Here is a 26,073-nt window from a genome sequence, read left to right on the forward strand (position 1 = left end):
GGGCGGATACGATGCATCGTATGAACAGCGCCAGCGCTCCCGGGGCCACACAGCCGTCCTCGGAGCTTGAATCCGGGAACCAGGCAACCAGCAAGGGCCGGGTCCTGGCCTGGGCGTCGTGGGACTGGGGCTCGGCCGCCTTCAACGCTGTCATGACCACGTTCGTCTTCACGGTTTACCTCACGTCCAGCGCCTTCGGCGGCGAAGACCAGGCGTCTGCGGTCCTCGGCGGGGCGCTGGCCGTTGCCGGCTTCGCCATCGCCTTGCTGGCTCCGGTTACCGGGCAACGCTCTGATGCCGGCGGCAGGCGCAAGCTGTGGCTGGGAGTCAACACCGCCGCCGTCGCCATCCTTACCGCGCTGTGCTTCTTTGTGTTTCCCCGCCCCGGGTTCCTCCTGCTCGGGGTGTCCCTCATCGCCCTTGGCAACGTGTTCTTCGAGTTCGCCGGGGTTAACTACAACGCCATGCTGGCCCAGATCTCCACGCCGCGGAACATCGGAAAGGTCAGCGGCCTTGGCTGGGGGGCAGGCTACCTTGGCGGCATCGTTGCGCTGTTGATCGTCCTGCAGTTGTTCGTGCAGCCAAGCTTCGAGTGGTTCGGGGCCTCCACGGAGGACAGCCTGAACATCCGGCTCGTGGCAGTCTTCTCCGCCTTGTGGTTCTTCGTGTTCGCCCTGCCCGTGCTGTTTGCCGTACCTGAACTGCCGAGGGCTCCGCAGGCCGGCCGCCTGGGAATCGTGGGCAGTTATGGGTTGCTGATCCGCCGGATCAAGGCGATTTATGCCACCAGTCCGCACACCATCTACTTCCTGCTGGCCAGCGCCATCTTCCGTGATGGACTGGCTGCAGTCTTCACCTTCGGCGGGATCATCGCCGCAGGCACCTTTGGCTTCGAACTGTCCCAGGTCATTTTCTTCGCTATTTTCGGCAACGTTGTGGCCGCGGTGGGCGCCATCATCGGCGGATTCCTTGATGACAAAATCGGGCCCAAGTCGGTGATTATCGCGTCCCTGGTGGGCCTGCTCATCGCCGGCACCACCATCCTGGTCCTGGGCAACGGCAATTATGCCTTCTTTGGCATGGACTGGCCCGGCAGCACCACTTTCTGGGTCTTCGGACTGTTCCTTTGCCTGTTTGTGGGTCCCGCGCAGTCCTCGTCCCGGGCGTACCTGGCCCGGCTTGCCCCGCATGGCGAATCGGGTGAGCTCTTCGGGCTCTATGCCACCACGGGCCGGGCTGTCAGTTTCCTGGCGCCGGCGCTTTTTACCGTCTGCATTACGCTGGCCACCCCGTTGGTGGCTCCGGGTGAAGCCCAACGCTGGGGCATCCTGGGAATCATGGTGGTTCTCCTGGCCGGGCTCCTGGTCCTGCTGCCGGTGAAGCCGCCAGGCAAGGCCCCCATCGCGGTCGTCCCGGCGGCGTGATTCTCCCGAACGCCGCGGCGGTATGGGCGTCTGCTTCGCCTGAGACTCTGCCCGTGCAGCCGTCCATGCCTTCCCCCGGGATGTCGGGGTTTCAGGGGTCTTGACTCCTTCTGTTATCGATCACATACTTGTGGTGATCGATAACATGAATCCTTTCAATGACGAGGAGCACTATCCATGGAGCAGGCCCCGCACCGCCCGCGCGCAGGAATCATTGGTACGGGCGGCATCGCCCATGCCCATGCCGAAGCCCTTCAACTCGCCGGCGCAGAGCTCGTCGTGGCAGTGGACATTGACGCAGACCGGGCAGCGGCATTTGCGGAGAAAATGGGCTTCGCCCACACGGCGCCCAGCCTGGCCGCTGCCACCGAAGCGGGCCTGGACGTCGTCGCCGTCTGCACGCCGCCGTCGTCGCATGCCTCCCTGGCCATGGAAGCACTGTCCCTTGGCTTGAACGTGGTGCTGGAGAAACCTCCGGCACTCTCGCTGCGGCAGATGCGGGAACTGCAGGAGGCCGAGCGCGCAACCGGCAAGCACGTCAGCTGCGTTTTCCAGCACCGCTTCGGCAGCGGCGCCCGGAAGCTGGCGGCGCTGCAGGAGTCCGGCGTCCTGGGCAACGCACTCACCGGTTTCTGCAACACTCTGTGGTTCCGCGACCAGGAATACTTTGACGTTCCGTGGCGGGGCCTGTGGGACGTTGAAGGCGGCGGACCCACCATGGGCCACGGCATCCACCAGTTCGACCTGCTGCTCCACCTCTGGGGCCCATGGCAGGAAGTCACCGCGTTTGCCGGCAGGCTGGCGCGCCGGACAGAAACCGAGGACGTGTCCACCGCAATCGTCCGTTTCGAGTCCGGCGCCCTCAGCACCGTCATCAACTCGGTCATTTCGCCGCGCGAAACCTCACAACTCCGGTTCGACTACGAGAACGCCACCGTGGAACTGGAGCACCTCTACGGCTATGACGACTCCCACTGGCGCTTCACCCCCGCCCCAGGACAGGAGCACCTCGCCGACCTCTGGGCAGACGGCTCCACGGTCACCCCCAGCGGACATCCCGCCCAGTACGAACACATCATTGAAGCCGTCAGCTCCGGCACGGTCCCGCCGGTCCCCCTCACTGAGGCCTATCCCACCATGGAGCTCGCAGCAGCAATCTACGCCTCCGCCATCACCGGCAAGACCGTCCGCCGCGGCGAAATCACTGAAGGAAACCCGTTCTTCGACCGCGCCGACGGCCGGCTCGAACCCTGGAAACTCGAAAAGAGCAACGCATGAGCACCACCGCGCCCGCAGCCTCCGCCACCGCCAGCGCCAGCCCCTTCAGCTGGTTTGACGACGGCGCAGCCGTCGCAGTCTCCCTGGACGGCATTCCTGTCCTGACCTATACCTATGCCGCCGATGATCCCCAGGTGGAGTCGCCCAGGCCCTATTTCCATCCGGTCCGGACCCGCACCGGCGACCTTGTAAGCGCCTACCGCCCGCACGATCACGTCTGGCACAAGGGCATCGCCTGGTCGCTGCCGCACCTCGGACCGGACAACTTCTGGGGCGGCCCCAGCTACCGCCGCGGCCAGGACTACCAGTGGCTGCCGAACAACGGCGCCATGCGGCACTGCGAGCTTCGCCAGGCAGCGGACGACGACGGCAGGTTCAGTTTCGCTCACACCCTGCAGTGGATTACCCAGGCGGGGTCTCTCGTGGTTGAGGAGGAGCGTTCCTTCCAGATCGTCCCGGGTAACGACGACAGCTACACCCTGGTCTTCGATTCAGCCATGACCAACGTCTCCGGCGAGGACATCCACATCGGATCGCCCACTACCGAGGGACGTGAAAACGCCGGTTACGGCGGGCTGTTCTGGCGCGGTCCCCGGTCCTTCGCCGGCGGAGCGATCATCGGACCCGGCGGGGCTACGGGTGAAGAGCTGCGCGGACAGCGGGCACCGTGGCTTTCCTTCGTGGGCCAGCATGATGAGACGTGCCGCTTTTCCACGGTTGTGATGGTTGACGACCCCCAAAGCGATCACGGCCAGCCGGAGTGGTTTGCCCGGTCCGAGCCCTTCGCCTGCATGGGCCCGGCACCTTTCTTCAGTGAGGAAGTCCTGTTCCCCGCCGGCTCCACCCTGCGGTACCGGTACGGGGTGGTCATAGCGGACGGCGAGTCGGACGCAGGCCGGGCTGAGGCGCTTGCCGCCGCCGCCCGCGAAGTCCTGGCAGGTTCCACCCAGTCCCCGGCAGGCCGGGGAACGGGGCAGTGAAATCATCCGCAGCGGTGCCCGGTTTCCCCGGCGGTACTGCCGTCAGCGGGCTGCGGGTCTACGACTGGGAGGCGAGGGACGGGCTGTGCGGCGGCTCCCCGCACCTGCACATGGTGTCCTCCGAGGCCTACCTGGTGACAAGCGGGACCGGCCAGGTCCACACCATCTCCATGGACGGCCCGGCCGAGCATGACCTCGCAGCAGGCTCCCTGCTCTGGTTCAGCCCCGGAACAGTCCACCGCCTGGTTAACACTGCGGAGCTGACGCTCAACGTGATCATGTCCAACGCAGGTTTGCCGGAGGCGGGGGATTCCGTGCTGACCTTCCCGCGCCACATCCTGCAGGACCCGGACCTTTACGCGCAGCACGCTGTCCTCCCCTTGGACACGGACCAGTCCGTGGTTGCCTCCGCCGCCCGCCGGCGGCGGGACCTGGCGCTGGAAGGATACGCGGAACTGCATGCATCCGTCCTTCATGATGGGCCGGATGTGCTGGCCGAGTTCCATCGCCTCGCCGCGGCGCTGGTCCGGCCGAAAGTGGAGCTCTGGAAGGAGATCTGGGCCGCGAACGTCCGCAGCCAGGTGGCGGCAACTGAGCAGGCGCTGCTGGAGCTGGAGGACGGGTCTGCAGCGTCGATGGCGGGAGCGGCAGTGGTTTCGGCCCACCAGCGGGTTGGTGAAGGCTACGGCATGTGCGGCCGGCTGACTACGTGGGAAGATTCCAGGCTGTGACACAAACCCCCGCTGAGTCCCGGCATCCCGCCCGCCCCGCCACCATCTACGAGGTGGCACGGCTCGCCGGCGTCTCGCACCAGACGGTCTCCCGGTACATGGCGGACCGTTCGAAGCTGAAGGCGGCCACCTCCGAAAAAGTGGAACGGGCCATGGCGGAACTGAAATACTCGCCGAACCTGACCGCCCGTTCGCTGCGGACCAAGGCCGCGTACCGGCTCTTGGCCCTGGTGCCCGGGGCCTCGCCGTACTTTCCGTCCCGGATGCTCAACGGGGCAGCGGACACCGCCCACGCAGCCGGCTACCAGCTCGACGTCGTGGCCCTCGAAGGAACCGGGCCGGAACGGACAGCAAGGCTGCGCGGCATCCTCGATGGCAGCCCGTTCGCCGGGGCCCTGTCCTTTGTGCCGATTCCGAGCACCGACCTCCTGCAGGCGCAGGAACGCATCCCCGTGGTGGTGGCCGGGGACTACGACGACAAAATGCGCGGCCAAGGCCGGATCTCCGACGGCTCGGCAGCGAAGGCCATCGTGGCCCACCTCGCCGGACTGGGGCACCGGCGGATTGCCCACATCGCCGGACCACAGGAGTGGCCTGCCGCGCGGAACCGCCTGGCCGTGTACCGGCAGGCAGTCAACGACGCAGGCCTGGAGGACCGCGGCGTCGCAGGCGCGGACTGGAGCTCCGCTTCCGGCTACAGGGCGGCCAGGACCCTGATGGCCGACTCCTCCATCACGGCCATCTTCGCCGCCAACGACCAACTGGCCATCGGTGCCCTGCGCGCCCTTCACGACCTTGGCCTCATTGTGCCTGCGGATGTCAGCGTGGTGGGATGGGACGACCACCCCGAATCCGCATTCCTGGTGCCCTCGCTGACCACCGTGCAGATGGACCTGGAGGCCCTGGGAAGCAGCACCATCCACCAGCTGCTCGCTGCGCTTACGCCTGGTGCCCCCGCTCCCCCGGAGCCCGGCCCTACCGCGATGCGGCTGGTGCTGCGGGAATCCTCAGGACCAGCGCCAAGCGGGTCGCGGCAGACTAGGCTTGGTCCATGAACGTGGATGAGACGGACCTTCCGGGCCTCGGCCGGCGGAAGGATTTTATGACAGCATCCGGCCGCCGAATCGGCGTGGTGGAGCTGCGGGAAGGCCAGATGGAACTTATCGTTTCCACCTGGGATGATCCCGATACGTGCCAGGCCTCGATTCCCTTGACCGGGGACGAAGCTGCAGCCCTCGGAAACCTCCTGGGCGGGCAGCACCTGGCCATGAAACTGACTGAAGAACACAAGGATGTTCCCGGCATCGTTACCCGGCAATTCTCGATTGCTCCCGACTCCCCGTTCCAGAACCAGCCCATGGGGAAGGCCTGCATCCGCACCCGCTGCGGCGTTTCGATTGTGGCCATCATGCGCGAAGGCGAGGTGCTCCCCTCGCCGGGACCCGACGTCGTCCTTCACACCGGCGACCTGCTGGTAGCTGTCGGCACCCAGGAAGGCCTCGACACGGCGGCCGATATCCTGCGTAACGGATAAACGCGATGGACCCGTTGGCCCTGACCCTCATCGAACTGGGGGCCGTTGTGTTCTGCCTCGGCCTCCTGGCCAGGCTGGCCGGACGGATCGGAATGTCACCCATCCCGCTGTACCTCCTGGGCGGGCTCGCCTTCGGGGCCGGCGGGATCGTCAAGCTCGAAGGCATGCACGAGTTTGCCCACCTCTCCGGGGAGATCGGCGTCATCCTGCTGCTGCTTATGCTTGGGCTGGAATATACTGCTGCAGAGCTTTTTACCGGGCTTCGCCGCTCCTGGCAGGCCGGCGTACTCGACCTGGTCCTGAACTTCCTGCCCGGAGCCGGCCTTGCCCTGCTGCTGGGCTGGGGCGGGGTGGGCGCCATGGTGATGGGCGGCGTCACCTACATCTCCTCGTCCGGCATCGCTGCGAAGGTCATCACGGACCTGGGCCGGCTCGGCAACCGTGAAACTCCCGTGGTGCTGTCCATCCTGGTCTTTGAGGACCTGGCGATGGCTGTCTACCTGCCCATCCTTACGGCGATGCTGGCCGGGGTGAGCTTCCTGGGCGGACTGACCACCGTCGGCGTGGCACTGGCTGTGGTGAGCCTCGTCCTGATGATTGCGCTGCGCCACGGACACCGGGTCTCGAAGGCCGTGCACAGCGAGAACTCCGAGGTATTCCTGCTGAATGTCCTGGGCGCCGCGCTGCTGGTGGCCGGTTTGGCCTCCGCCATGCAGGTGTCCGCAGCGGTGGGGGCCTTTATGCTCGGGATTGCCATTTCCGGAGCCACCGCCCACAACGCCACCCGCATCCTGGAACCGTTGAGGGACCTGTTTGCCGCCATCTTCTTTGTGGCGTTCGGGCTCAACACCGATCCCACGTCCATTCCACCAGTGCTTGGCTGGGCACTCGTGCTCGCCCTCATCACCGCAGTCACAAAGATGGCAACCGGGATCTGGGCCGCAAAGCGGGTGGGCATCGCACGCCCCGGCCGGTTCCGCGCCGGAGCAACGCTGATAGCACGCGGCGAGTTTTCGATTGTGATCGCCGGGCTGGCCCTTGCCTCCGGGGCGATTCCAGCTGAACTTGCCGCGCTGGCCACTGCCTATGTGCTGATCATGGCAGTTGTTGGTCCGCTTGCAGCACGCTATGTGGAACCGCTGGTCAAGACCGTGCTGCCGCCCGCGGGCGTTGTTGCCAAAGCCTAGCCAGCGGCTGCTGCGAAAGCCTAAATACTGGTGCGGTGGAAGTTCAGATGGCTGCGGCTGGCCGTGGGCCCGCGCTGGCCCTGGTAGCGGTTGCCGTAGTCGCCCTGCCCGTAGGGGTAGGCGGCCGCAGAGGTCAGCCGGAAGAAGCACAGCTGGCCAATCTTCATGCCCGGCCACAACTTGATGGGCAGCGTGGCCATGTTCGAGAGTTCCAGGGTGACGTGGCCTGAGAAGCCCGGGTCGATGAACCCTGCAGTGGAGTGGGTCAGCAGCCCAAGCCTTCCGAGGGAAGACTTGCCTTCCAGCCGGGCAGCAATGTCGTCGGGGAGCGTCACCGTCTCATAGGTGGAGCCAAGGACGAACTCGCCCGGGTGCAGGATGAAGGGTTCGTCCTGCTCTACTTCCACCAGGCGCGTGAGCTCCGGCTGTTCTTCGGCCGGATCGATGTGCGCGTACTTGTGGTTGTCGAACAGACGGAAAAACTTGTCGATCCGGACATCCACCGACGAAGGTTGCACCATCGCCGGTTCGTACGGTTCCAGCACGATCCGCTGGGAGTCTATTTCGGCGCGAATATCGCGGTCAGAGATCAACACCGTCCCAAATTACCGTATCGGTTATCCACAGCCACATTCTTTCGTTGTTCCTGTGACCTCCTGGGGCTAGTGTTGCCTCAGTGATTCAGGCGCCGGATGGTCTCCCGGATGGCCCAACAGAGCTGGGGATGTTGTGAATAGATTGGTCGCGCCCTCTTTTATTGGCGTGCTCTGCGCGTTGGCGCTGGTTTCCTCGTCCGCGGGAACCGTGCCCAGGCCGCTTCCGCCGGGCCAGGCGGCGAGCGCGGCAGGACCGCTAAGCGTCTCCCTGGGCCCGGCCAGCGTGAACGAGGACAGCGGTCCTTCCTCAGTCGACGGGTCAGCTGCGTCCAGGCTCACCCCCGCCGTGGAACCGGATATCCGCCCGGCGTCACCGGCCGGGTCAACGGGGCCGGCAGTACTGGAGCCAGCCGGTGGAGCACCTGCCGCAGAGGCCCCCACCGCACAGGTTCCGGCCACTGCTGCAGCCGAAGAACCAGCCCCGGAAGTTCCCTCGATCCCGCCGCTGTGGGCTCCGGACGGGGAACTGGCCCCATCGGTGCAGCGCCTGGCGGCCTCCGAGTCCGCTGCTGCCTTGCCGTCCACGGAGGCACTGATCCAGGACAGCAACGCGGCGGCGGTCCTCACGGTGTTTAACAGGATCAATGAATACCGGGCGTCCAAGGGCCTGAACCCGGTGAAGTACCACCCCACCGTGGCAGGGCTGGCGCAGGAGTGGTCCGACAGCATCGCCTCCCGCGAAGTCATTGAGCACCGCGCCAGTTTCTGGACTGACCCCCGCGCCATGAATCCCAACAACGGCGCCGGCGAAGTCATTGCCATCCGCACGGACCGTGATGCCGCGCAACTTGTGGAGTGGTGGAAGGGGTCCCCCGGCCACAACGCCATGTTGATCGATCCGCGGTTCAACGTCATGGGTGCCGGAATCTCTTACACGGACCGCACTTACAAGATCTGGGGTGTGGTGAACTTCTTTGGCTACACCACCCTTCCGGCCGGCACCGTTAATTCCCCCGGCGGCCCGGGATCAGGCCATGCCTTCCCTCCGTCGGCGCCAAGCATGTGTGACGCTCCGGTCCGCCATATGCCGCCTACTTTGGACCTCTCTGCAGCAGCAATCAAGGGGCCGGCAGACCTCGTGACAGTTGACTCGGCCGGCCAGCTCCTCGCCCGGGCAGCCACGGGGGCGCGCACCTATGCAGCGGCAAGGTCCATCGGGTCAGGTTTCGCAGGGGCCAAGGAAGTGTTCACTACGGACTGGGACCGCGACGGCGCCTACGACCTCCTGGCGCAATGGACCAGCGGCACCCTCACCCTGCACCGCGGCATTGCCACCGGCGGATTCCAGGCACCGGTCACACTCGGCAGCGGCGGCTGGGAGACGCTCACCCTTTCAGTGGGCGGCTGGTGCGCCAACAACAGGCTCCCCCAGCTTGTAGCCCTCGACGGAACCGGAAACCTTTTCCTGTATCCCAACAAGGGCTTGGGGGATCTTTCCGAGCGCACACCGATCGGCAACATCGGCACCGCCCGGAGGCTGTCCATGGTGGATTACGACGCGGACGGGTTCCAGGACATCCTGGCGCTCCGGTCGGACGGATCAGTGCAACTGCACCGCGGCTGGGGCACCACCGCCCTGCGCGCGGAGGCGAGGCCTACCGTCGCCACCGGCTGGGGCGACGTCACGGGCATTCGGCCGTTGCGGGACGTCAGCGGGCTCAACTCCACCGGGCTGGCGTTGCGCCGGGCAGCGGATGTGGTGCAGTACTGGGACCTGACGTCCGGAAGCCTGGCGTCGCCGTCGAACATAACGGGCCCGTGGGCGGGGCAGCGGCTGGCGCAATAAGGGGCTACATGGCCGGCTGGAGCTCCATGACGTCCTTGAGGCGCTCCAGCTGGCCTACCTCGGAGCTGAGGCTCCGCTGCATCATCGTGTTAAGGAAACCGAGCCGGTTCAGGAAAGTTATCCGGTTCAGGAACCCATAGGGCCCCTCCTGCTCGGCTTCAACCGCGAACCGGACGCGCGTACCCGACGTTTCCGTGCTTAGGTAGTAGCCGCCTGACCGGCAGGCAGGGCCCGAAATGACGTCAAACTGGATTTCAGCCCCTGGCCTGGCCTGGGTGATTTCCAGGTCGGCCGGAATGCTCAGGCCGGACCGCCCTGCCACCATCTGCCGGTACACGGCGCCCCTGGTTCCGGCGGAACCACGCAACAGCTTGACGCTGCGCACGCCGTCCCGCCAGAGCGGCAGGTTGGTTGCATCGAGCAGGTACAGGTACACAGCCATGGCGTCGCGGCGGATGAGGACCTCATGCTCTGCGAATGCCATCGGGATCTTTCATGGTTGACGTCTATCTGCCGCGGCAGCTGCACCCCCCGGCTCTGCAGCTACCCGGATTAGGTTAGCCCGCGCTCCCCCGCCGCCACCCAGCCAGGGCCCGGGACGTTATTGAACGGTTACTGAATGACGCGCGGGTGACCGGACACGGGCGGCCTCAGCCACCGCTTGGACGGTCCACTGCCACATCTGCGCTAAGCTATGTTCTGCCCCTGAAGAGGGACCACGCGGCTGTAGCTCAATGGTAGAGCGCTAGCTTCCCAAGCTTGATACGCGGGTTCGATTCCCGTCAGCCGCTCCACGGGTGCACCGGGACGCCACACAAACCCCCGGGCCATTAGGTGCCGGCGTGTATGGTCAGAGGTCAGGAACCTCTCCGGTTCCGCTACAGGAGCAATCATGGCTGACAAGTCCCCGCGTCAAGCAGCATCCAAGAAGTCCGGCAAATCCATCAAGGAAAAGCGCGCGGATAAGAGGGCCGCTTCCGCGCCGGCCAGCTCCCTGGACGTAACGTCCAGCAAGGCCGCAAAGAAGAAGTGACCGGCCTCGGGAACAAACTGACCCTGGCCGTCCTGGCGTCCACGCGGAAGCCGGCCGAGCGCCGGCTCCCCATCCATCCGCTGCATTTTGAGCGCATCACGCCCCATGTCCGCCGGCACATCATCCTCGAGCGAGGCTACGGCGAGCGCTTCGGCGTACCGGACTCGCATCTTTCCACCCTGGTGGGCGGGATGGCGGGCCGGGAGGAACTGCTGGCGGAGGCCGACGTCGTACTCCTGCCGAAGCCGCAACCCGAGGATCTGGCCGAGCTGCGGGACGGGCAGGTCCTCTGGGGCTGGCCGCACTGCGTCCAGGACCGCGCCATCACCCAGCTGGCTATCGACAAGAAGCTGACGCTGATCGCCTTCGAGGCCATGAACCACTGGGCCAGCGATGGCGGCTTCGGCCTGCACGTCTTCCATAAAAACAACGAGCTCGCCGGGTACTGCTCAGTCCTGCACGCTCTCGCGCTGACCGGTTCCACCGGCGACTACGGGCGGCGCCTCAGCGCTGTGGTGATCGGTTTCGGCGCCACGGCCCGCGGCGCCGTGACGGCCCTGAACGCGCACGGTGTGCACGACGTCCAGGTACTGACCAACCGCGGCGTCGCCGCCGTCGGCGCTCCCATTCACTCGGTCAATATCGTTCAGTTTGATCACGACGACGAAGCGCCCTTCCTGAGCCAGGTCATCACCGAGCGGGGCCGGGTGCCGCTGGCGCCGTTCCTGGCCGAAAGCGACATCGTGGTCAACTGCACGCTGCAGGATCCTAATAATCCGCTGACCTATCTGCAGACAGATGATCTTGCCGCTTTCAAGCCGGGAAGCTTGATAGTGGACGTCTCCTGCGACGAGGGAATGGGCTTCAGCTGGGCACGGTCCACCACGTTCGCAGATCCGATGTTCAGCGTCGGTGACCACATCAACTACTACGCGGTGGACCACAGCCCGTCCTACCTCTGGAACTCCTCCACCTGGGAGATCAGCCAGGCCCTGCTTCCGTTTTTGGAAACGGTTATCGACGGCCCGGAGGCTTGGGCAGGGAATGACACCATTACCCGGGCCATCGAGATCCGCGACGGCGTAGTCCGCAACAAGGATGTCCTCGAGTTCCAGAAACGGGAAGACGCGTACCCGCACCTGGCCCTGTAGCCCCGCTTCAGGCCGCCGTCGCCTTGCTGACGATGCTCACGGGGTGGCGGCGGTCCCTGAGGCTGACCCTCAGCAGCAGCGAGCCTTTCCGGGCGAGGATGACGGCGACTGTGAGTGCTGCGAGTGCGGGGACTCCCCCGGCCACCAGCAGCGCCATGTGCGGGCTGGCATGCTCGGCGAGCCAGCCCAGCATCGGTCCGCCGATGGCTTGGCCGCCGACAAGCACCATGATGTACAGGCTTACCACCCGGCCCCGGATGCTCATGTTTGAACTGACCTGGACCAGTTGGTTGGAGCCTGTCAGGAACATCAGGCACCAGAATCCGGACAGCACCATCACCGCTCCGAACATCACCATGGATGGCGCCGCGGCGGCAAGGCAGAGCATGACTCCGTACATGCCCGCGCAGAACACCACGGAGCGCAGCCGCAACTGCCTGCGCCGGGTGGAGGCGACCGCGCCGGCAATGGCCCCGAGGGCAACGAGGGCGTTGAGCAGTCCGTAGCCTCCTGCCCCGACGTTGAAGACGTTGTCGGCGAAGGCGGCCAGCACCACAGGCAGGCTCATGGCAAAAACCGCGATGAACCCGGCCATGAGCCACGGCCAGTAGATCGTGGGCTTACTGAGGGCGTAGCTGAGCCCTTCCCGCAGCATGCCCTTGCTCTTGGGCGTGGGGGCGCTGACGAACAACTGGTCTTTCCGCAGGATCAGGAGCATGGCGACAGTGGAGCAGCAGGCGAAGGCGTTGCCGGCGAACGCCCATCCTGCCCCCACCGCTGTGAGCAGCCATCCGGCCACGGCAGGGCCGATCAGGCCTCCCAACTGGTACGTGGTGGAATTGACGCTGATGGCGTTGCGAAGGTACTTCGGGCCCACCAGTTCGTTGACGAAAACTTGCCTGGCAGGCTGGTCCAGCACGGTGACCAGCCCGAGCACCAAGGCGATGACGTAGACGTGCCAGACCTCAACGGCCCCTGTCAGGGCAAGGACCGCGAGCGCGGCGGCAAGGACCGCGGCCATGCTCTGGCACAGAATCAGGATCTTCCGTTTGGCGAACCTGTCCGCCACCATGCCGCCCCATGGGCCCAGGAGAAGCGAAGGCAGGAACTGCAGTGCAACGGTGATCCCCACGGCAGTCACGGATCCGGAAAGTTGCAGGACCATCCAATCCTGGGCAATGCGCTGCATCCAGATGGCGATGACGGCGATGAAGTGGCCGATCGCGAAGATCCGGAAGTTCGGGACCTTCAGCGAGATGAAGGTGTGCTTCCATGGCAGCCGTTCAGGGACGACGGCGAGCGGTTGCGTCTGGTGGTCGGGTGGTGCGGAGCGTGCGGAGTCGATGACGGGCTGGGTGACAGTTGCCGATGAAGGCGGTGGGGGTGCCACAGAAGTGTCCTCAAATTGCAGTCGGTCCGGGATGCCGTTAACGCTAGGCTGGGTGCACGCGATTATGGAGACGTATTGTCCCTATAACTCGTATTGCGAACTGCAATGCTGGCAATATCCGCTTTCTGCCCCACAGGAGTCCCCGTGTTTGAACCGGCGCAGTTGCGCTCCTTCCTGGCGGTTGCCGAAACCCTGAGTTTTACCAAGGCTGCTGACCGGCTGGGCCTTGCCCAACCCACGGTCAGCCAGCACGTCAGAAAGCTTGAAACAGCCGCCAAGCGGGTGCTGATCACGAGGGATACCCGGGATGTCCGGCTGACGGACAACGGTGATGCCATGGCGGGCTTCGCACGGAACATCCTCTCCGCCCACGACGCCGCTGCGCGGTATTTCTCCGGCTCCGCCATGCGTGGCAGGCTCCGGTTTGGTACCGCTGATGACCTTGCGATTACCGGCCTCCCCCGGATTCTCCGGGAATTCCGGCAGATCTATCCGCAGATCAACCTGGAACTGACGGTTGGCCAAAGCGACCAGCTCTACCGGAAGCTCAATGCCGGCCAGCTTGACCTCGTGTTCGTGAAGTGGGTCGCCGGGGCCAAGGACGGCACGGTGGTACAGCATGACTCGTTCTCCTGGGTGGGCCAGGAACAGACCGTGCTGGAACCCGGAGCTCCCGTGCCGCTGATCGCCTATCCCGCCCCCAGCCTAAGCCGAAAGCTCGCAATCGATGCTTTGGAGTCCCATGGCAGGACCTGGCGCATCACCTGCACCACGCGCCAGATCAGCGGAGTCCTTGCCGCAGTCCGGGCCGGCATCGGCGTTGCCGTTATGCCGTCCTCGCTGGTGCCCGAGGACCTGAAGATCATCACGCGGCGCTTTGCCCTTCCGGCAGTTGGTGACGTGGATTTCACCTTGATCCGCAACCCCTTGGCCAACTCCGAGGTGATCGATGCACTCACGCAGTCCATCGTGGGGCGGACCATCAACCGCCCGTCCTAGCCTGAGTATCAAGCCGGTCCGCGACTGCAGGATCCCTCAGGCGTAGGTTGTACGCATGAGAGCGATCACCGGCGCCGCGCACCAGTTCGCCCTTGACGTCGGTTCGGGGGTCCGGATCAACTACTTCGACGCCGGCGGCAACGGACTTCCAGTCGTTATGCTGCATGGCCTGGCCGGCAGTGCCGCGGAATTCTTTGAAACCGCCCGTGCCCTTCCGGAATTCCGGACTATCCTGGTTGACCTGCGAGGCCACGGCCGAAGCACCTCCAGGCCCGGCGATCTTTCCCGGGAGGCCTTTGTTGCCGACGTCGTCCACGTGATCGAGTCCGCCGTGGGCGGTCCTGTAGTACTCGTGGGCCAATCGATGGGCGGCCACACCGCAATGCTCGTTGCGGCTAAACGGCCAGACCTGGTCACTAAACTCGTGCTGCTCGAAAGCGGAGCCGGCAGCAGCAGCGTGGCCGCGAATATGCAGCTCGGAGAATTCTTCCGCTCCTGGCCGGTCCCCTTCCCCAGCCGGTCCGCCGCGAAGGAGTTTCTGGGCCACGGCTGCCTGCAGGAGGCGTGGGTGTCCGACCTCGAGGAAAGGGACAACGGATACTGGCCCCGCTTCCACGCTGACGTCCTGGTGGACACCATGAACGGGCTGAGACGGCCCCGCTGGGAGGAGTGGGACGCCGTCACAGTTCCCACCCTCGTGGTGTATGGCGAAGAAGGAATGTTTTCAGCAGAGCAGAAAACGGAATTCGCCGCCCGCGGCCAAAACGTCCGGCGCGTCGACCTGCCCACGGCCTCTCATGACGCCCATCTCGATGCCCCCGGCGCATGGGTAGCCGCACTGAAATCGTTCCTGACCAGCTAAAGCTTGCCCCGGAAGACAACCCGTTCTCCATTGATGGCGCAAGGTTGCATCACCTATGCTGGTTTTCCCATGGTCAAGCAGATGGCCGGTTCTCCAATACGAGCACGCCCTGCCCAACGGATTGGGCGCTCGGGACAGGCAGCCAATGACGACAGCCAAGAACACCCGCCTCAGCTCCACGCATGCCCGCCCGCATAATACTGCGCGGCCGCTGGCTACCCGCCAATCCACCCTCGGCTCCGGACTGGCCACCACGGACTCCGGATACGTCGGCAAGCCTACCTGCGACAAGTGCCGCACCGATGAATTTGTCTACCTTGAGTCCTACATTCCGCCGACATACCGGCGGGACGGGGCTGTTGCAACGTTGGGCGAGGTCGCCTACACCTGCACCCGTTGCGAGGAGTTTTCCGCTCACAGCGTGCCGGTGACGTGGACACCGCCCGGCTGGTACCTCGGCTAGCGGAGAACTAAACCAGCCAGTGCAACAGAAGGCCGGGCGGCCACCGTCAAGGTGGCCACCCGGCCTTCTGTTGCACTGCTTCGATTAACGCTAGATCAGCGCATCCGAGAGGTGGTTCGGTGTGCCGAAGCGGTGCGCAGTGATGCTCACCGCCTGCTCGTGCACGAACGGCAGCAGTTCCACGCGGCCGGCCTCGGTGACCGGGTGGGAGTAGACGGCAAGGTCCGGGCGGCCGCCGGTCGCGTGCGCCAAAGCAGCCGCATCTCCGCCGATCAGGCGCATGCGTGCTCCGGAAAGCTTCCCGGCCTCAGCGAGCTGGCCAGCAGCAGCCAGCCAGTCGGCGTCGGACTCAACTTTGACGTCGATGTCCAGCGCGGTGAGCACCGCGCGCAGCTGCGCAGGAAGCCCGACGGCGGTGGACACCGTCAGCTCCGAGCTTGCCAGGACCCCGGCGGCTACAGTCCGGACGAGATGCGCGAGCGGCGCCCCCTCAGAGAGGCGAATGGTCACGGGCAAGCTGCGGTAGCGGAAGATGTTGCGTTCCGCACTCAGCCCGGACACGTCCTTTGCGGTCCCGAATTCGTCTGCCCAGGATTCCGCATCGGAGGCCAGTGCACGCTGGACGGATTCCAGTTCTTCAGTTTCCAGGGCCGAACCGGCCGCATTGATGATCCGCACGACACCGGGATGGGTGACAACAGTATCCGCAGTACTCGGAGCGGAAGTCCACTCGCCCAGGCCGGCAAGGTAGTTCGGTCCGCCAGCCTTGGTACCGGCGCCAACTGCTGATTTCTTCCAGCCACCGAACGGCTGGCGCTGCACGATGGCGCCGGTAATGCCGCGGTTCACGTACAGGTTTCCGGCTTGGATGCTGTCCATCCAGATGCCCAGTTCCTCGCTGTTCAGGGAGTGCAGGCCGGCTGTGAGGCCGTACTCGATCTGGTTCTGGATGGCGATGGCTTCTTCCAGGGTGTCGGCGGTCATGACGCCCAGGACCGGGCCGAAGAATTCGGTCAGGTGGAAGTAGGAACCACGCTTGACGCCGTAACGCACGCCCGGGCTCCACAGCTTTCCGGTGTCGTCCAGCTTCTGCGGCTCAACGGCCCAGTTCTCACCTTCGCCGAGGGTGGTGAGGGCGTTGAGGAGTTTTCCGTTGGCGGGCTCGATGATCGGGCCCATCTGGCTGGTGGGGTCTTCGGGGTAGCCCACCTTCAGCGAAGTGACGGCGTCGATCAGCTGGTTGTGGAACCGCTTGGACTTGGCCACGGAGCCCACCAGGATCACCAGTGAAGCGGCAGAGCACTTCTGGCCGGCGTGGCCGAACGCGGAGTAGGCGACGTCCTTGGCAGCAAGATCCAGGTCAGCGCTGGGGGTGACGATGATGGCGTTCTTGCCGCTTGTTTCAGCCAGGAGCGGCAGGTCCTGGCGGAAGGAACGGAACAGTTCGGCTGTCTCGTAGCCGCCGGTGAGGATCACCCGGTCAACGGCCGGGTGCGAAATCAGCTGTTTGCCGAGCTCGCGCTCACCGAGCTGCACCATGGTGAGGACGTCCCGGGGCACACCCGCTTCCCAGAGGGCTTCGATCATCACGGCGCCGCTGCGGGCAGCCTGCTTGGCAGGCTTGATGACGACGGCGGAGCCGGCGGCGAGTGCCGCGAGGGTGGACCCGGCGGGGATGGCGACCGGGAAGTTCCACGGCGGGGTGACTACGGTGAGCTTCGCGGGAACGAACGTGGCGCCGTCGACCTTGTCCAGCTTGCGGGCGGATTCGGCGTAGTAGTGGGCAAAGTCCACTGCTTCGCCGACCTCGGGGTCTCCCTGGTCGATAGTCTTGCCGGTCTCGCTGGCCATGACCTCGAGCAGGTCCGCGCGGCGGGCCTCCAGGACGTCGCCGGCGCGGTGCAGGATTTCGGCGCGCTCGTCGCCGGAGAGCTCGCCCCAGGCCTTGCCCTTGTCCAGGGCGGTCTGGATGACGGTGTTGAGGGTGGCCTCGTCCTTGATGGATGCTGCGGCGACGGAGGCGTTGCCCAGGGTGGAGGACGGGACGCGTTCCAGGATGGCCCGGCCCCAGCCGCGGTTGGCCGGCAGGGACGGATCCGTGTCCGGGGTGTTCTCGAAGCCGTTATGGGGCATCGGCTCGGGCGGCAGGTTGCGGTTCTGCTGCCGGTTGGCCGGCGGAACCGTGTTGTCCAGTTCGGCGAGCGAGGCCAGGAAGCGCTGCTTCTCGCGCTCGAACAGGACCTCGTTTTCGCTCAGCTCGAACACTGCCGACATGAAGTTGTCCTGGCTTGCCCCTTCTTCGAGGCGGCGGATCAGGTAGGCGATGGCGACGTCGAACTCGGCCGGGTGCACCACGGGGGTGTAGAGCAGCAGCGAACCGACGTCCTTCTTGACTGCTTCGGCCTGGCCCTGCGCCATGCCCAGCAGCATTTCGAATTCGATGCCGGATTCAACGCCGCGCTGCTTTGCCAGGAGCCAGGCGAAGGCGATGTCGAACAGGTTGTGACCGGCCACGCCGATCCGGATGTTCTGGATCCGATCCGGGTGGAGGGAGTAGTTGATGACGCTCTTGTAGCTGGTATCGGAGTCCTGCTTGCTGCCCCAGGTTGCCAGCGGCCAGTCGTGCAGGGAGGCTTCCACCTGCTCCATGGGCAGGTTGGCGCCCTTGACCACGCGGACCTTGATGGCGGCCCCGCCGTTGGCACGGCGTTCGGCTGCCCAGTCCTGCAGGCGGATCATTGCGGACAGGGCGTCCGGGAGGTAGGCCTGAAGTACGATGCCGGCTTCGAGGTTCTTGAACTCGGGCTTGTCCAGGATCCTGGTGAAGACCGCGATGGTCATGTCCAGGTCCTTGTACTCTTCCATGTCCAGATTGATGAACTTTGCCTTCGTGCCGGTCCCGGCGAACGAGGCGGCGCGCTGGAACAGCGGGGTGAGCTTTTCCACCACGTGCTCCACGGCCTCGTCGAAGGCCCAGGCGGAGTGGGGTGCCACAGTAGAGGACACCTTGATGGAGACGTAGTCTACGTCCGGGCGGGCCAGCAGGGTGTGCGTGCCCTCGAGACGGCGTGAAGCCTCGTGTTCGCCGAGGACAGCCTCGCCCAGGAGGTTGACGTTGAGCTTGATGCCGTCCTTGCGGATCTTCGTAATCGCGGGGCCCAGCTTGGCGTCGGTGGCGTCCACGATGAGGTGGCCCACCATTTCGCGCAGGACCTTGCGGGCGATGGGGATGACAACCTGCGGCATAACCGGAGCCATGGTCCCGCCCAGCTGCACGGCACGGCGCATGTACCAGGGCAGGAACGCGGGGACCTTGGGTGCGAGCGCGGCGAGGTTCCGCGCGGCCACGTTCAGGTCCTCGGGCCGGACCACCCCGTCCACGAAACCAACGGTGAACTCCAGCCCGTTGGGGTCCTTCAACACCCCTGCAAGCTGCTGGGCGGAAGCATCCACGGGAACCTTGGACGCCTCGGTCAGCCAGTGGCGGACCAGCGCTACCGCTTCGTTGGCCAGCGCCTTCGCCTGGGGCACATCGACGTCGACGGTCCGTGGCGTAGTTCCGGATGCAATTGCCGGTTCCATTGCAATGTGGGTCATGGCTTTTCTCGTTCTTTCCTGGGGTTACAAGGAGCTCTTACCCACCAGTATGAGCTTCCTGTCACATAAGATAAAGCGATCTTTTCTAAGCAATACAGGTTAGAAAACATGAAGCATTTTCCCCCGGCCGATTGCCCCTCGCCACCGGACGCTCCCTCACATGGCGCGGCGTTGTGGCCACCCTCTCTCACTTAATGCGGAAAAAACGGAAACGCTCTATCACCGTCCACAGGAAGGTGATAGAGCGTCCGGGTTTAAGCGACATTAAGTGAGAGAGCGTCCCGGCTGAGGCGCCAGGTGGTGGGGCGTTCGGGGGTTGGGCAGCGTCAGCCGACGGGCGGGTGCATCTCCACAATCTCCTCATGCCGCGGGCTGTTCGGGTTCATCAGCGAGTTCTTCTTGCCATAGAAGAAGTAGATGGCCAGGCCAATAACAAGCCAGACGCCGAAGCGGGCCCACGTTTCCCAGTGCAGCTGGAACATCAGGAACGCCGAGGCCAGCACACCGAAGGCCGGGATGACCGGCATCAGCGGCAGGCGGAAGGACCGGGGAGCGTCCGGCTTCTTGTAGCGGAACACGATCACGGAGAAGCAGACGACGACGAACGCGGCCAGGATGCCGATGTTCGTAAGGTCGGCAACGGCCTTGATGGGGAACACTCCGGCCAGCAGGGCGGACGTCACGCCGGCGATCCACGTAACGCGCTGTGGGGTGCCGTGGCGGTCGGTCTTGGAGAACCAGCCGGGGAGCAGTCCATCGCGGCTCATGGAGAACCAGACGCGGGTAACACCCAGGAGGAAGGTCAGCATCACGGTGAGGATGGACAACACGGCGAACACCGAGATGATGGCGGCAATCACCGGCAGGCCCACACCCGTGAAGGCTGAAGCAAAGCCTGCGGTGGGGTCGATGTCCTTGTAGTTCTGCATACCGGTCAGGACCAGGGTGGCGGCCACGTACAGGAGCATCGCAATGATCAGCGAAAGGATAATGGCCTTGGGCATGTGCTTCTTGCCGTCCTTGGCCTCTTCGGCCGCGGTACTCATGGCGTCGTAGCCGAACACGGCGAAGAAGACGGTGGCAGCACCCGCAAGGACGGGGCCGAAGCCGCTGGGCATAAACGGGTTGTAGTTGTTGGTGTCGATGTAGAAGACGCCCAGTCCAATGATGAAGAGGATCAGGATGACCTTGATGGCCACTGCCACGAGTTCGAACCGGCCGAAAGCCTTGGTGCCGCGGGAGAGGATCCAGGTCACGATGAGGCACACCACGATGGCCGGGATGTTGACGATGCCGCCCCTGCCTTCCTCCGCGGTGGAGGTCATCCAGACGGGCATGTTGATGCCGATGCCTGAGAGGAAAGCGTCGAAGTAGCCGGAGATGCCGATGGCCACCACGGCCACGATGGCAATGTATTCGAGCAGCAGGTCCCAGCCGATGAACCAGCCGATGATCTCGCCCAACGCCACATATCCGTAGGTGTACGCCGAGCCGGCACGGGGAATCATGCCCGCGAACTCTGCGTAGGACAGCGCCGCGGCGGCCGAAGCAAGGCCGGCCACCAGGAAGGAAATCAGCACCGCGGGCCCCACCCCGGGTGCGGTTTCGCTTCCTGCTGCCACCAGTCCCGCAAGCGAAAAGATGCCGACGCCGATAATGCCGCCTACGCCGATCGCCGTAAGCTGCCACAGCCCGAGTGACTTGAAGAGGCCACTGTGTTTGTTTTCTTCCTCAATGTCGTCGATTGGCTTGCGCCTCATGATCGACTGGCTCATATCTCTAGTGCTCATCAGGAACTCCTGTTGGGGTGCGACCCCGCCGCGGCACGCCGCTAGGCGCTGTGACGGGGGTAACTCGGTCCCAACAGTATGCAAGCCTGCTTGCATTAGATAAAGTGACTACTTCTAACCTATATTCGTTAGATTCAGTTAGGAATTCCCCATGCTTGACCTCCGCAGGCTCCGGCTGCTCCGGGAACTAAGCATCCGTGGAACGCTCGCCGAGGTGGCGGAGGCGCTGCAGTACAGCCCGTCGTCGGTATCCCAGCAGCTTGCCCTGCTGGAGAAGGAAGTAGGAGTGGAGCTGCTCCGCAAGACCGGCCGGCGCGTGCAGCTCACACCGCAGGCTGAGGTGCTGGTGGCGCACACGGCCAGCCTGCTGCAGACCATGGAACAGGCGGAGGCCGACCTGGCTGCTTCCTTAACCACTGTCACCGGCACGGTCCGGATCGCGGTCTTCCAGTCGGCTGCCCTTGCACTGATGCCGGAAACGCTGACGAGGATGGCCAAGGCCTACCCGGAGGTCCGCATCGAGATGATCCAGCGTGAGCCGGAAACCGCACTGCACGAGACCTGGGCGCGGGACTTCGACCTTGTCATCGCTGAACAGTACCCGGGGCACGCTGCCCCGCGATACCCCGAGCTGGACCGCGTCCGGCTGACCACCGATGCCATCAGGCTGGCAGTTCCACCAACGTCCGACGGCGGGCCCGCCATCAGCTCGCTGGCGGACACCGCGGAACTCGCCTGGGTGATGGAGCCGCGGGGCGCAGCATCACGGCACTGGGCGGAGCAGGCCTGCCGGAGTGCCGGGTTCGAACCCGATGTCCGCTTTGAAACTGCCGACCTTCAGGCGCAGATCCGGCTGATCGAGTCCGGCAACGCCGTGGCCCTGATGCCGGACCTGGTCTGGACGGGCCGCGGCACCACTGCCCAACTGCTGGAGCTCCCTGGCAAGCCGCACCGCACAGTGTTCACTTCAGTGCGCCGTTCCAGCGCCCAGCGGCCCGCCATCCTTGCAGCAAGGGAGACGCTGGCTGCGGCCGCCGCGGCGGTGGCAACGAACGACGCCGGGTGACCACCCGCCGTCGAGACCTTCTGTCCGCGGGGGTTGCGATTTACTGCTGCAGTGTTCCCTGCGTCACTGCGCGGAATGTCCCCCGGCGCTAGACTGATGCCGTTATGAATCGAACAATGTTCAAGTCAAAAATCCACCGGGCCACCGTCACGCACGCCGACCTGCACTACGTAGGTTCCGTCACCGTTGACCTGGACCTCCTGGACGCTGCCGACATTCTTCCCGGCGAACTGGTGTCCATCGTGGACGTGACCAACGGCGCCCGGCTGGAGACCTACACCATTGCCGGCGAGCGCGGCTCCGGCGTCATCGGCATCAACGGTGCTGCGGCCCACCTGATGCAGGAAAACGACATTGTCATTCTGATCACCTACGCGCAGATGACCACCGAGGAAGCGAAGGCCTACGAGCCCAAGGTGGTCCACGTGGACGGAAACAACCGCGTGATCCAACTGGGCAACGACCCCGCCGAGGGACTGACGCCAGGGCTGCTCCGCCCCCCTTTTGCCCTTAACAACGCTTCCCTCTAATCCGGAGCGTGTGTCCCAGTACCCTCCGCCGCTGCGCCCTGCCGTTCAACTCCCAACAGCTCAGCTCCCAGCCGTTTAGCTCCCTGCGGGGTATCCCTTGCTAGGTGTACTGGCCGGCTTTTTCGTTGTCTGGTGCATCATCCTGGTGGGCTGGTTCGTGGGCCGGCAGAAGATCCTGGGTGACAACGCACGCCAGGTCCTCAGCTCCCTCACCTTCTTTGTGGCCAGCCCGGCGCTGCTGTTCGAAACGCTCAGTAAGGCACGGCTGGCCGAGGTTTTCGCGGCTCCCCTGCTGGTTGCTGCGGTATCGGCGATCGCCACCGCCGCCATCTTCTTTGTCATCGCCAAGTTCTGGCTTAAACGCTCGCTTCCCGAGTCCCTGATGTCCTCGATGGCGGCATCCTTGGTGAACTCCGCCAACCTGGGCATCCCCATCGCGGTCTACGTCCTGGGCGATGCGAGCTACGTGGCGCCGCTGCTGATCTTTCAACTGGCCTTTTTCACGCCGCTGTTCCTGATGATCCTGGACTCGAGCACCAGCTCGCACCGCACCACGCCCCTGAACTTCGTGGTGATGATTCTGAAGAACCCGATGATCGTCGGCTCCGCCCTGGGCCTGCTGGTGGCAGGCACCGGCTGGCAGGTTCCGCCGCTGGTTATGGAGCCCATCCACCTGATCGGCGGCGCCGCGATCCCGGCCATGCTCATCGCCTTTGGCATGAGCCTGAACGGCACCCGCCCGCTCCAGGCCTCCGCCGCCCGCCGCGTGGACACCCTGCTGGCCAGCACGTTCAAACTGGCGGTCCAGCCGGCGCTTGCGTATGTCTTTGCCCGTTTCGCACTGGGGCTGGAGGGCCACATTTTGTTTGCCGTCGTGGTCACCTCAGCGCTGCCTACGGCGCAGAATGTTTTTGTGGCCGCCAGCCGTTACAAAACGGGCCTCACCGTGGCCAAGGACACCGTGCTGATTACTACCGTGGTGGCCGTCCCGGCGATGATTGGCGTAGCGCTGCTGCTGACCTGATGGGAGTCTGATGGAGAAGATGCTGGACACCGTGGTGATCGGCGGCGGAGCCATGGGCTCGGCTGCGGCGTGGGCGTTGTCCCGCCGTGGCCGCCAGGTGACGCTGGTGGAGCAGTTCGGGCCGGGGCACAAGATCGGCGCCTCGCACGGGGCCACGCGCAATCTGAACCCCGGCTACCACCGGCCGGAATACGTGGCCATGCTGGCCGAAGCCTTGAGCCTGTGGGACGAACTCGAGCAGGACAGCGGCCAACTGTTGCTGGCCCGAACGGGGGTGGTCAACCACGGCCCCGATCCGCGGCTTCCGGACGTCGCCGCTGCGCTGAACCAGGCCGGCATCCGTGCCGAATTCCTGTCCCCGGCCGCGGCCGGCGAGCGCTGGCGCGGCATCCGCTTTGACCAGCAGGCACTCCACATGCCCGACGGCGGCCAGCTCAACCCGGAGGCGGCGCTGCCAGTCTTCCAGCGGCTCGCGGTGGCCCGGGGCGCAGAGATGCGGCATCACACCAAAGTGGTGGAGCTGAGAGTCATGGACGACGGCGTCCGGCTCACCTTGGAGTCCGGCGCGGGCGCCGAGATGGTCACGGCCGCCCAGGTTGTGATCACCGCCGGGGGCTGGACCGAAAAGCTCCTGGCCGGCGCCGCCGGAAACACGCGACTGCGGACTCCGAAGCTGCGGGTCACCCAGGAGCAGCCGGCACACTTCCGGGTGGCGGATGGGGGCGCCCGGTGGCCCGGCTTCAACCACATGCCTGGCACGGGCGCCGAGTACAAAAACTGGTACTCCCCGGTATACGGAATGCAGACTCCAGGGGAGGGGGTCAAGGCCGGGTGGCACGGCGTGGGCCCCGTGGTGGACCCGGACCGGCGATCGTTCCAGCCGGAACCCGTCCAGCTCGCCGCCCTGCAGGATTACGCCCGAACGTGGCTCCCCGGCGTGGACGCCGATTCCTTCGAGGCCATCAGCTGCACCTACACCACCACTCCGGATGAGGATTTCGTCCTGGACCGGATTGGCCCTGTGGTCATAGGCGCAGGATTCTCCGGGCACGGGTTTAAGTTCACTCCCGTTGTTGGCCGCATCCTTGCCGACCTCGCCACCGGCACCCGGCCGGCGCCGGAGATCTTCCGCGCATCCCGCTAGCCGTTAACGCTCCTTGCCGTCCTCTACCCCGCTGGCGACCGGCTCGCCGTCGGCCGCCTTCCCCGGAACCGGCTTTCCCGCAACCTGCTTTCCCGCGGTCGCCTTGACCGCGGGCATGGCCAGCACCGCGGCCACAGTGAGGAGGCCTGCCGCCAGGGCCGCCAGGAAGACGGCGCCTGAAGCGGCGACGACGGCCGATGCCTCACCGGCGCCTCCTGCCCTGTTTGCGTACACCGAATTCGCGATGGCGCCGAACACGGCCACGCCGAGGGCGCTGCCAATGGACCGGGCGAACATGTTGGTGCTTGTCACGACGCCGCGCTCATTCCATTCCACGCTTGACTGGGCAGCGATGAGGGTCGGCGTGGCCACCAAGCCCAGGCCGAGTCCGACGACGAAGCAGCTGACGGCAATCAGCATCACGTTGGGAGTAGCTGACGTCAGGGCAAGGACCAGAAGGCCCGCCACTGTGACGGCAATCCCGATCAGGGCAGTGGGTTTAAACCCGATCCGCAGGTAGAGCCGTCCGGCCTGCGAGGCGCTGATCGGCCAGCCGAGGGTCAGCGCTGCGAGCGCCAGGCCGGCAATCAACGGCGAGGTGGACAGGGCTCCTTCGAGGAACGTGGGAACATACGACGTCAGTCCGATCATGACTGCTCCAACGCCGAAGGACACCAGCGCCGTGGTACCCAGCAGGCGACGCGACACCACCCAGGCCGGCAGGACCGGCTCCGCCGCCCGCCGCTCCACCAGGAGGAACAGGACCAGGAGGACGGCGCCCGCGGCGAAGACGCCGATGCCAACCGGTGAATTCCACTCCCACGCCTGCCCGCCCTGGAGGGCGCCAAGGATCAGCAGGCTGAGCGAACCTGCCAGGAGCGCAGAGCCTGCATAGTCCACGTTGTGCTTGGTGCGCTCGACGTTTTCGTGAAGGGTCCGGAGCAGCATCCACCCGGCCAGCAGGCACAAGGGAACGTTGACCAGGAAGATGCCGCGCCAGATCCCCAGAGTGGAGAATATGCCGCCCAGGCTGGGACCCACCACTGAGGAGACCGCCCACACACTGGCCAGGTAGCCCTGGACTTTGGCCCGCTCCTCAACTGAGTAGATGTCGCCGGCAATGGTGATGGACACCGGCAGCACGGCTCCCGCGCCGAGTCCCTGCAGCGCCCGGAAAGCGATCAGGGCGGGCATGCTCCAGGCGATCCCGCAGAGGATGGAACCAAGCAGGAACAGTCCGATGCCTGCCAGGATGATCGGCTTGCGGCCAACCATGTCCGACAGCTTCCCGTAGATCGGCACCGAGACGGCCTGGGCCAGCAGGTACGCGGAAAAGAGCCAGGGGAACGATTCAAACCCGCCCACGTCGCGGACAATCGACGGGACTGCGGTGGCCACGATGGTGGAATCAATGGCCACCAGTCCGGTGGACAGCATCAGTGCAATAA

Annotated in this window: 23 protein-coding genes and 1 tRNA gene; 18 read left to right on the forward strand and 6 right to left on the reverse strand. The window is 65.2% G+C overall.

Going from position 1 to position 26,073, the window contains the following annotated elements:
- Window positions 1-20 precede the first annotated feature (20 nt).
- From M1D32_RS18770 to M1D32_RS18800, 7 genes are all read left to right on the forward strand, one after another.
- Entirely contained in the window at window positions 21-1,424 is a 1,404-nt protein-coding gene (locus M1D32_RS18770; RefSeq protein WP_458780123.1) for an MFS transporter, read from the forward strand.
- Between the two features lie 177 nt (window positions 1,425-1,601).
- On the forward strand, window positions 1,602-2,702 hold the full coding sequence (locus tag M1D32_RS18775; RefSeq protein WP_458780124.1) for a Gfo/Idh/MocA family protein: 1,101 nt from the start codon (window positions 1,602-1,604) through the stop codon (window positions 2,700-2,702).
- On the forward strand, window positions 2,699-3,682 hold the full coding sequence (locus tag M1D32_RS18780) for a DUF6807 domain-containing protein (protein WP_458780125.1): 984 nt from the start codon (window positions 2,699-2,701) through the stop codon (window positions 3,680-3,682). Before M1D32_RS18775 ends, M1D32_RS18780 begins: the two co-directional genes overlap by 4 nt.
- On the forward strand, window positions 3,679-4,413 hold the full coding sequence (locus M1D32_RS18785) for a cupin domain-containing protein (RefSeq protein ID WP_458780126.1): 735 nt from the start codon (window positions 3,679-3,681) through the stop codon (window positions 4,411-4,413). The genes M1D32_RS18780 and M1D32_RS18785 overlap by 4 nt, the downstream gene beginning before the upstream one ends.
- On the forward strand, window positions 4,410-5,468 hold the full coding sequence (locus M1D32_RS18790) for a LacI family DNA-binding transcriptional regulator (protein ID WP_458780127.1): 1,059 nt from the start codon (window positions 4,410-4,412) through the stop codon (window positions 5,466-5,468). The genes M1D32_RS18785 and M1D32_RS18790 overlap by 4 nt, the downstream gene beginning before the upstream one ends.
- Window positions 5,465-5,947 (forward strand): cation:proton antiporter regulatory subunit, encoded by a 483-nt coding sequence (locus tag M1D32_RS18795; RefSeq protein ID WP_458780128.1) that lies wholly within the window; start codon window positions 5,465-5,467, stop codon window positions 5,945-5,947. The genes M1D32_RS18790 and M1D32_RS18795 overlap by 4 nt, the downstream gene beginning before the upstream one ends.
- 5 nt (window positions 5,948-5,952) lie before the next feature.
- Window positions 5,953-7,134, forward strand: coding sequence for a cation:proton antiporter (locus M1D32_RS18800; RefSeq protein ID WP_458780129.1), 1,182 nt, complete (start codon window positions 5,953-5,955; stop codon window positions 7,132-7,134).
- 20 nt (window positions 7,135-7,154) lie between these two features.
- On the opposite strand, the gene dcd is transcribed toward M1D32_RS18800, so the two are convergent.
- Window positions 7,155-7,730, reverse strand: a complete 576-nt coding sequence (gene dcd / locus M1D32_RS18805; RefSeq protein ID WP_458780130.1) for a dCTP deaminase — start codon at window positions 7,728-7,730, stop codon at window positions 7,155-7,157.
- Between the two features lie 133 nt (window positions 7,731-7,863).
- Here dcd and M1D32_RS18810 point away from each other — a divergent pair, with 133 nt between their 5' ends.
- The gene (locus M1D32_RS18810) at window positions 7,864-9,576 is read left to right on the forward strand and encodes a CAP domain-containing protein (RefSeq protein WP_458780131.1); all 1,713 of its coding nucleotides are present in this window, start codon (window positions 7,864-7,866) and stop codon (window positions 9,574-9,576) included.
- Window positions 9,577-9,580: 4 nt separating this feature from the next.
- On the opposite strand, the gene M1D32_RS18815 is transcribed toward M1D32_RS18810, so the two are convergent.
- Window positions 9,581-10,060, reverse strand: coding sequence for an SRPBCC family protein (locus M1D32_RS18815; protein WP_458780132.1), 480 nt, complete (start codon window positions 10,058-10,060; stop codon window positions 9,581-9,583).
- A 236-nt stretch (window positions 10,061-10,296) separates the two neighbouring features.
- Between M1D32_RS18815 and M1D32_RS18820 the strand changes: the two genes are divergently transcribed.
- The 3 genes from M1D32_RS18820 (at window position 10,297) to M1D32_RS18830 (ending at window position 11,760) form a co-directional block, all read left to right on the forward strand.
- Window positions 10,297-10,370 (forward strand) — tRNA-Gly (locus M1D32_RS18820).
- 98 nt (window positions 10,371-10,468) lie between these two features.
- A complete protein-coding gene (locus M1D32_RS18825; RefSeq protein WP_458780133.1) occupies window positions 10,469-10,609 on the forward strand; it encodes a hypothetical protein in 141 nt (46 codons plus the stop codon).
- The gene (locus tag M1D32_RS18830; protein WP_458780134.1) at window positions 10,606-11,760 is read left to right on the forward strand and encodes a N(5)-(carboxyethyl)ornithine synthase; all 1,155 of its coding nucleotides are present in this window, start codon (window positions 10,606-10,608) and stop codon (window positions 11,758-11,760) included. Before M1D32_RS18825 ends, M1D32_RS18830 begins: the two co-directional genes overlap by 4 nt.
- A 7-nt stretch (window positions 11,761-11,767) precedes the next feature.
- On the opposite strand, the gene M1D32_RS18835 is transcribed toward M1D32_RS18830, so the two are convergent.
- Entirely contained in the window at window positions 11,768-13,150 is a 1,383-nt protein-coding gene (locus M1D32_RS18835; RefSeq protein ID WP_458780135.1) for an MFS transporter, read from the reverse strand.
- Between the two features lie 144 nt (window positions 13,151-13,294).
- Between M1D32_RS18835 and M1D32_RS18840 the strand changes: the two genes are divergently transcribed.
- The 3 genes from M1D32_RS18840 to M1D32_RS18850 all read left to right on the forward strand — a co-directional run bounded on the left by M1D32_RS18840 (window position 13,295) and on the right by M1D32_RS18850 (window position 15,474).
- Entirely contained in the window at window positions 13,295-14,149 is an 855-nt protein-coding gene (locus M1D32_RS18840) for a LysR substrate-binding domain-containing protein (RefSeq protein WP_458780136.1), read from the forward strand.
- Window positions 14,150-14,204: 55 nt separating this feature from the next.
- Entirely contained in the window at window positions 14,205-15,011 is an 807-nt protein-coding gene (locus M1D32_RS18845) for an alpha/beta fold hydrolase (RefSeq protein ID WP_458780137.1), read from the forward strand.
- A gap of 145 nt (window positions 15,012-15,156) precedes the next feature.
- Window positions 15,157-15,474: a hypothetical protein gene (locus M1D32_RS18850; RefSeq protein ID WP_163167524.1), complete on the forward strand. Its 318-nt coding sequence runs from the start codon at window positions 15,157-15,159 to the stop codon at window positions 15,472-15,474.
- Between the two features lie 90 nt (window positions 15,475-15,564).
- Here the strand turns inward: M1D32_RS18850 and M1D32_RS18855 are convergent, their stop codons facing one another.
- Entirely contained in the window at window positions 15,565-19,071 is a 3,507-nt protein-coding gene (locus M1D32_RS18855; protein ID WP_458780138.1) for a bifunctional proline dehydrogenase/L-glutamate gamma-semialdehyde dehydrogenase, read from the reverse strand.
- A gap of 326 nt (window positions 19,072-19,397) precedes the next feature.
- Window positions 19,398-20,861 carry an amino acid permease gene (locus tag M1D32_RS18860; RefSeq protein WP_458780139.1) on the reverse strand — a complete coding sequence of 488 codons (1,464 nt, stop codon included), beginning with the start codon at window positions 20,859-20,861 and terminating at the stop codon, window positions 19,398-19,400.
- Between the two features lie 151 nt (window positions 20,862-21,012).
- Between M1D32_RS18860 and M1D32_RS18865 the strand changes: the two genes are divergently transcribed.
- The 4 genes from M1D32_RS18865 to M1D32_RS18880 all read left to right on the forward strand — a co-directional run bounded on the left by M1D32_RS18865 (window position 21,013) and on the right by M1D32_RS18880 (window position 24,625).
- On the forward strand, window positions 21,013-21,927 hold the full coding sequence (locus M1D32_RS18865) for a LysR substrate-binding domain-containing protein (protein ID WP_458780140.1): 915 nt from the start codon (window positions 21,013-21,015) through the stop codon (window positions 21,925-21,927).
- Window positions 21,928-22,031: 104 nt separating this feature from the next.
- Window positions 22,032-22,457 (forward strand): aspartate 1-decarboxylase, encoded by a 426-nt coding sequence (panD, locus tag M1D32_RS18870; RefSeq protein ID WP_458780141.1) that lies wholly within the window; start codon window positions 22,032-22,034, stop codon window positions 22,455-22,457.
- A 97-nt stretch (window positions 22,458-22,554) separates the two neighbouring features.
- On the forward strand, window positions 22,555-23,481 hold the full coding sequence (locus tag M1D32_RS18875) for an AEC family transporter (protein ID WP_458780142.1): 927 nt from the start codon (window positions 22,555-22,557) through the stop codon (window positions 23,479-23,481).
- A gap of 10 nt (window positions 23,482-23,491) precedes the next feature.
- Window positions 23,492-24,625, forward strand: coding sequence for an FAD-dependent oxidoreductase (locus tag M1D32_RS18880; RefSeq protein ID WP_458780143.1), 1,134 nt, complete (start codon window positions 23,492-23,494; stop codon window positions 24,623-24,625).
- 3 nt (window positions 24,626-24,628) lie between these two features.
- On the opposite strand, the gene M1D32_RS18885 is transcribed toward M1D32_RS18880, so the two are convergent.
- Window positions 24,629-26,062 (reverse strand): MFS transporter, encoded by a 1,434-nt coding sequence (locus M1D32_RS18885; RefSeq protein WP_458782234.1) that lies wholly within the window; start codon window positions 26,060-26,062, stop codon window positions 24,629-24,631.
- Window positions 26,063-26,073 lie beyond the last annotated feature (11 nt).

Source organism: Arthrobacter sp. D3-16, assembly GCF_054408515.1.

What these genes read in the sequence shown, in the direction of transcription:
- M1D32_RS18770 (WP_458780123.1), top strand. Translation starts at nt 21, where the DNA reads ATGAACAGCGCCAGCGCTCCCGGGGCCACACAGCCGTCCTCGGAGCTT.
- M1D32_RS18775 (WP_458780124.1), top strand. Translation starts at nt 1,602, where the DNA reads ATGGAGCAGGCCCCGCACCGCCCGCGCGCAGGAATCATTGGTACGGGC.
- M1D32_RS18780 (WP_458780125.1), top strand. Translation starts at nt 2,699, where the DNA reads ATGAGCACCACCGCGCCCGCAGCCTCCGCCACCGCCAGCGCCAGCCCC.
- M1D32_RS18795 (WP_458780128.1), top strand. Translation starts at nt 5,465, where the DNA reads ATGAACGTGGATGAGACGGACCTTCCGGGCCTCGGCCGGCGGAAGGAT.
- M1D32_RS18800 (WP_458780129.1), top strand. Translation starts at nt 5,953, where the DNA reads ATGGACCCGTTGGCCCTGACCCTCATCGAACTGGGGGCCGTTGTGTTC.
- M1D32_RS18815 (WP_458780132.1), bottom strand. Translation starts at nt 10,060, where the DNA reads ATGGCATTCGCAGAGCATGAGGTCCTCATCCGCCGCGACGCCATGGCT.
- M1D32_RS18825 (WP_458780133.1), top strand. Translation starts at nt 10,469, where the DNA reads ATGGCTGACAAGTCCCCGCGTCAAGCAGCATCCAAGAAGTCCGGCAAA.
- M1D32_RS18845 (WP_458780137.1), top strand. Translation starts at nt 14,205, where the DNA reads ATGAGAGCGATCACCGGCGCCGCGCACCAGTTCGCCCTTGACGTCGGT.
- M1D32_RS18850 (WP_163167524.1), top strand. Translation starts at nt 15,157, where the DNA reads ATGACGACAGCCAAGAACACCCGCCTCAGCTCCACGCATGCCCGCCCG.
- M1D32_RS18855 (WP_458780138.1), bottom strand. Translation starts at nt 19,071, where the DNA reads ATGACCCACATTGCAATGGAACCGGCAATTGCATCCGGAACTACGCCA.
- M1D32_RS18860 (WP_458780139.1), bottom strand. Translation starts at nt 20,861, where the DNA reads ATGAGCACTAGAGATATGAGCCAGTCGATCATGAGGCGCAAGCCAATC.
- M1D32_RS18865 (WP_458780140.1), top strand. Translation starts at nt 21,013, where the DNA reads ATGCTTGACCTCCGCAGGCTCCGGCTGCTCCGGGAACTAAGCATCCGT.
- panD (WP_458780141.1), top strand. Translation starts at nt 22,032, where the DNA reads ATGAATCGAACAATGTTCAAGTCAAAAATCCACCGGGCCACCGTCACG.
- M1D32_RS18880 (WP_458780143.1), top strand. Translation starts at nt 23,492, where the DNA reads ATGGAGAAGATGCTGGACACCGTGGTGATCGGCGGCGGAGCCATGGGC.
- M1D32_RS18885 (WP_458782234.1), bottom strand. Translation starts at nt 26,062, where the DNA reads ATGCTGTCCACCGGACTGGTGGCCATTGATTCCACCATCGTGGCCACC.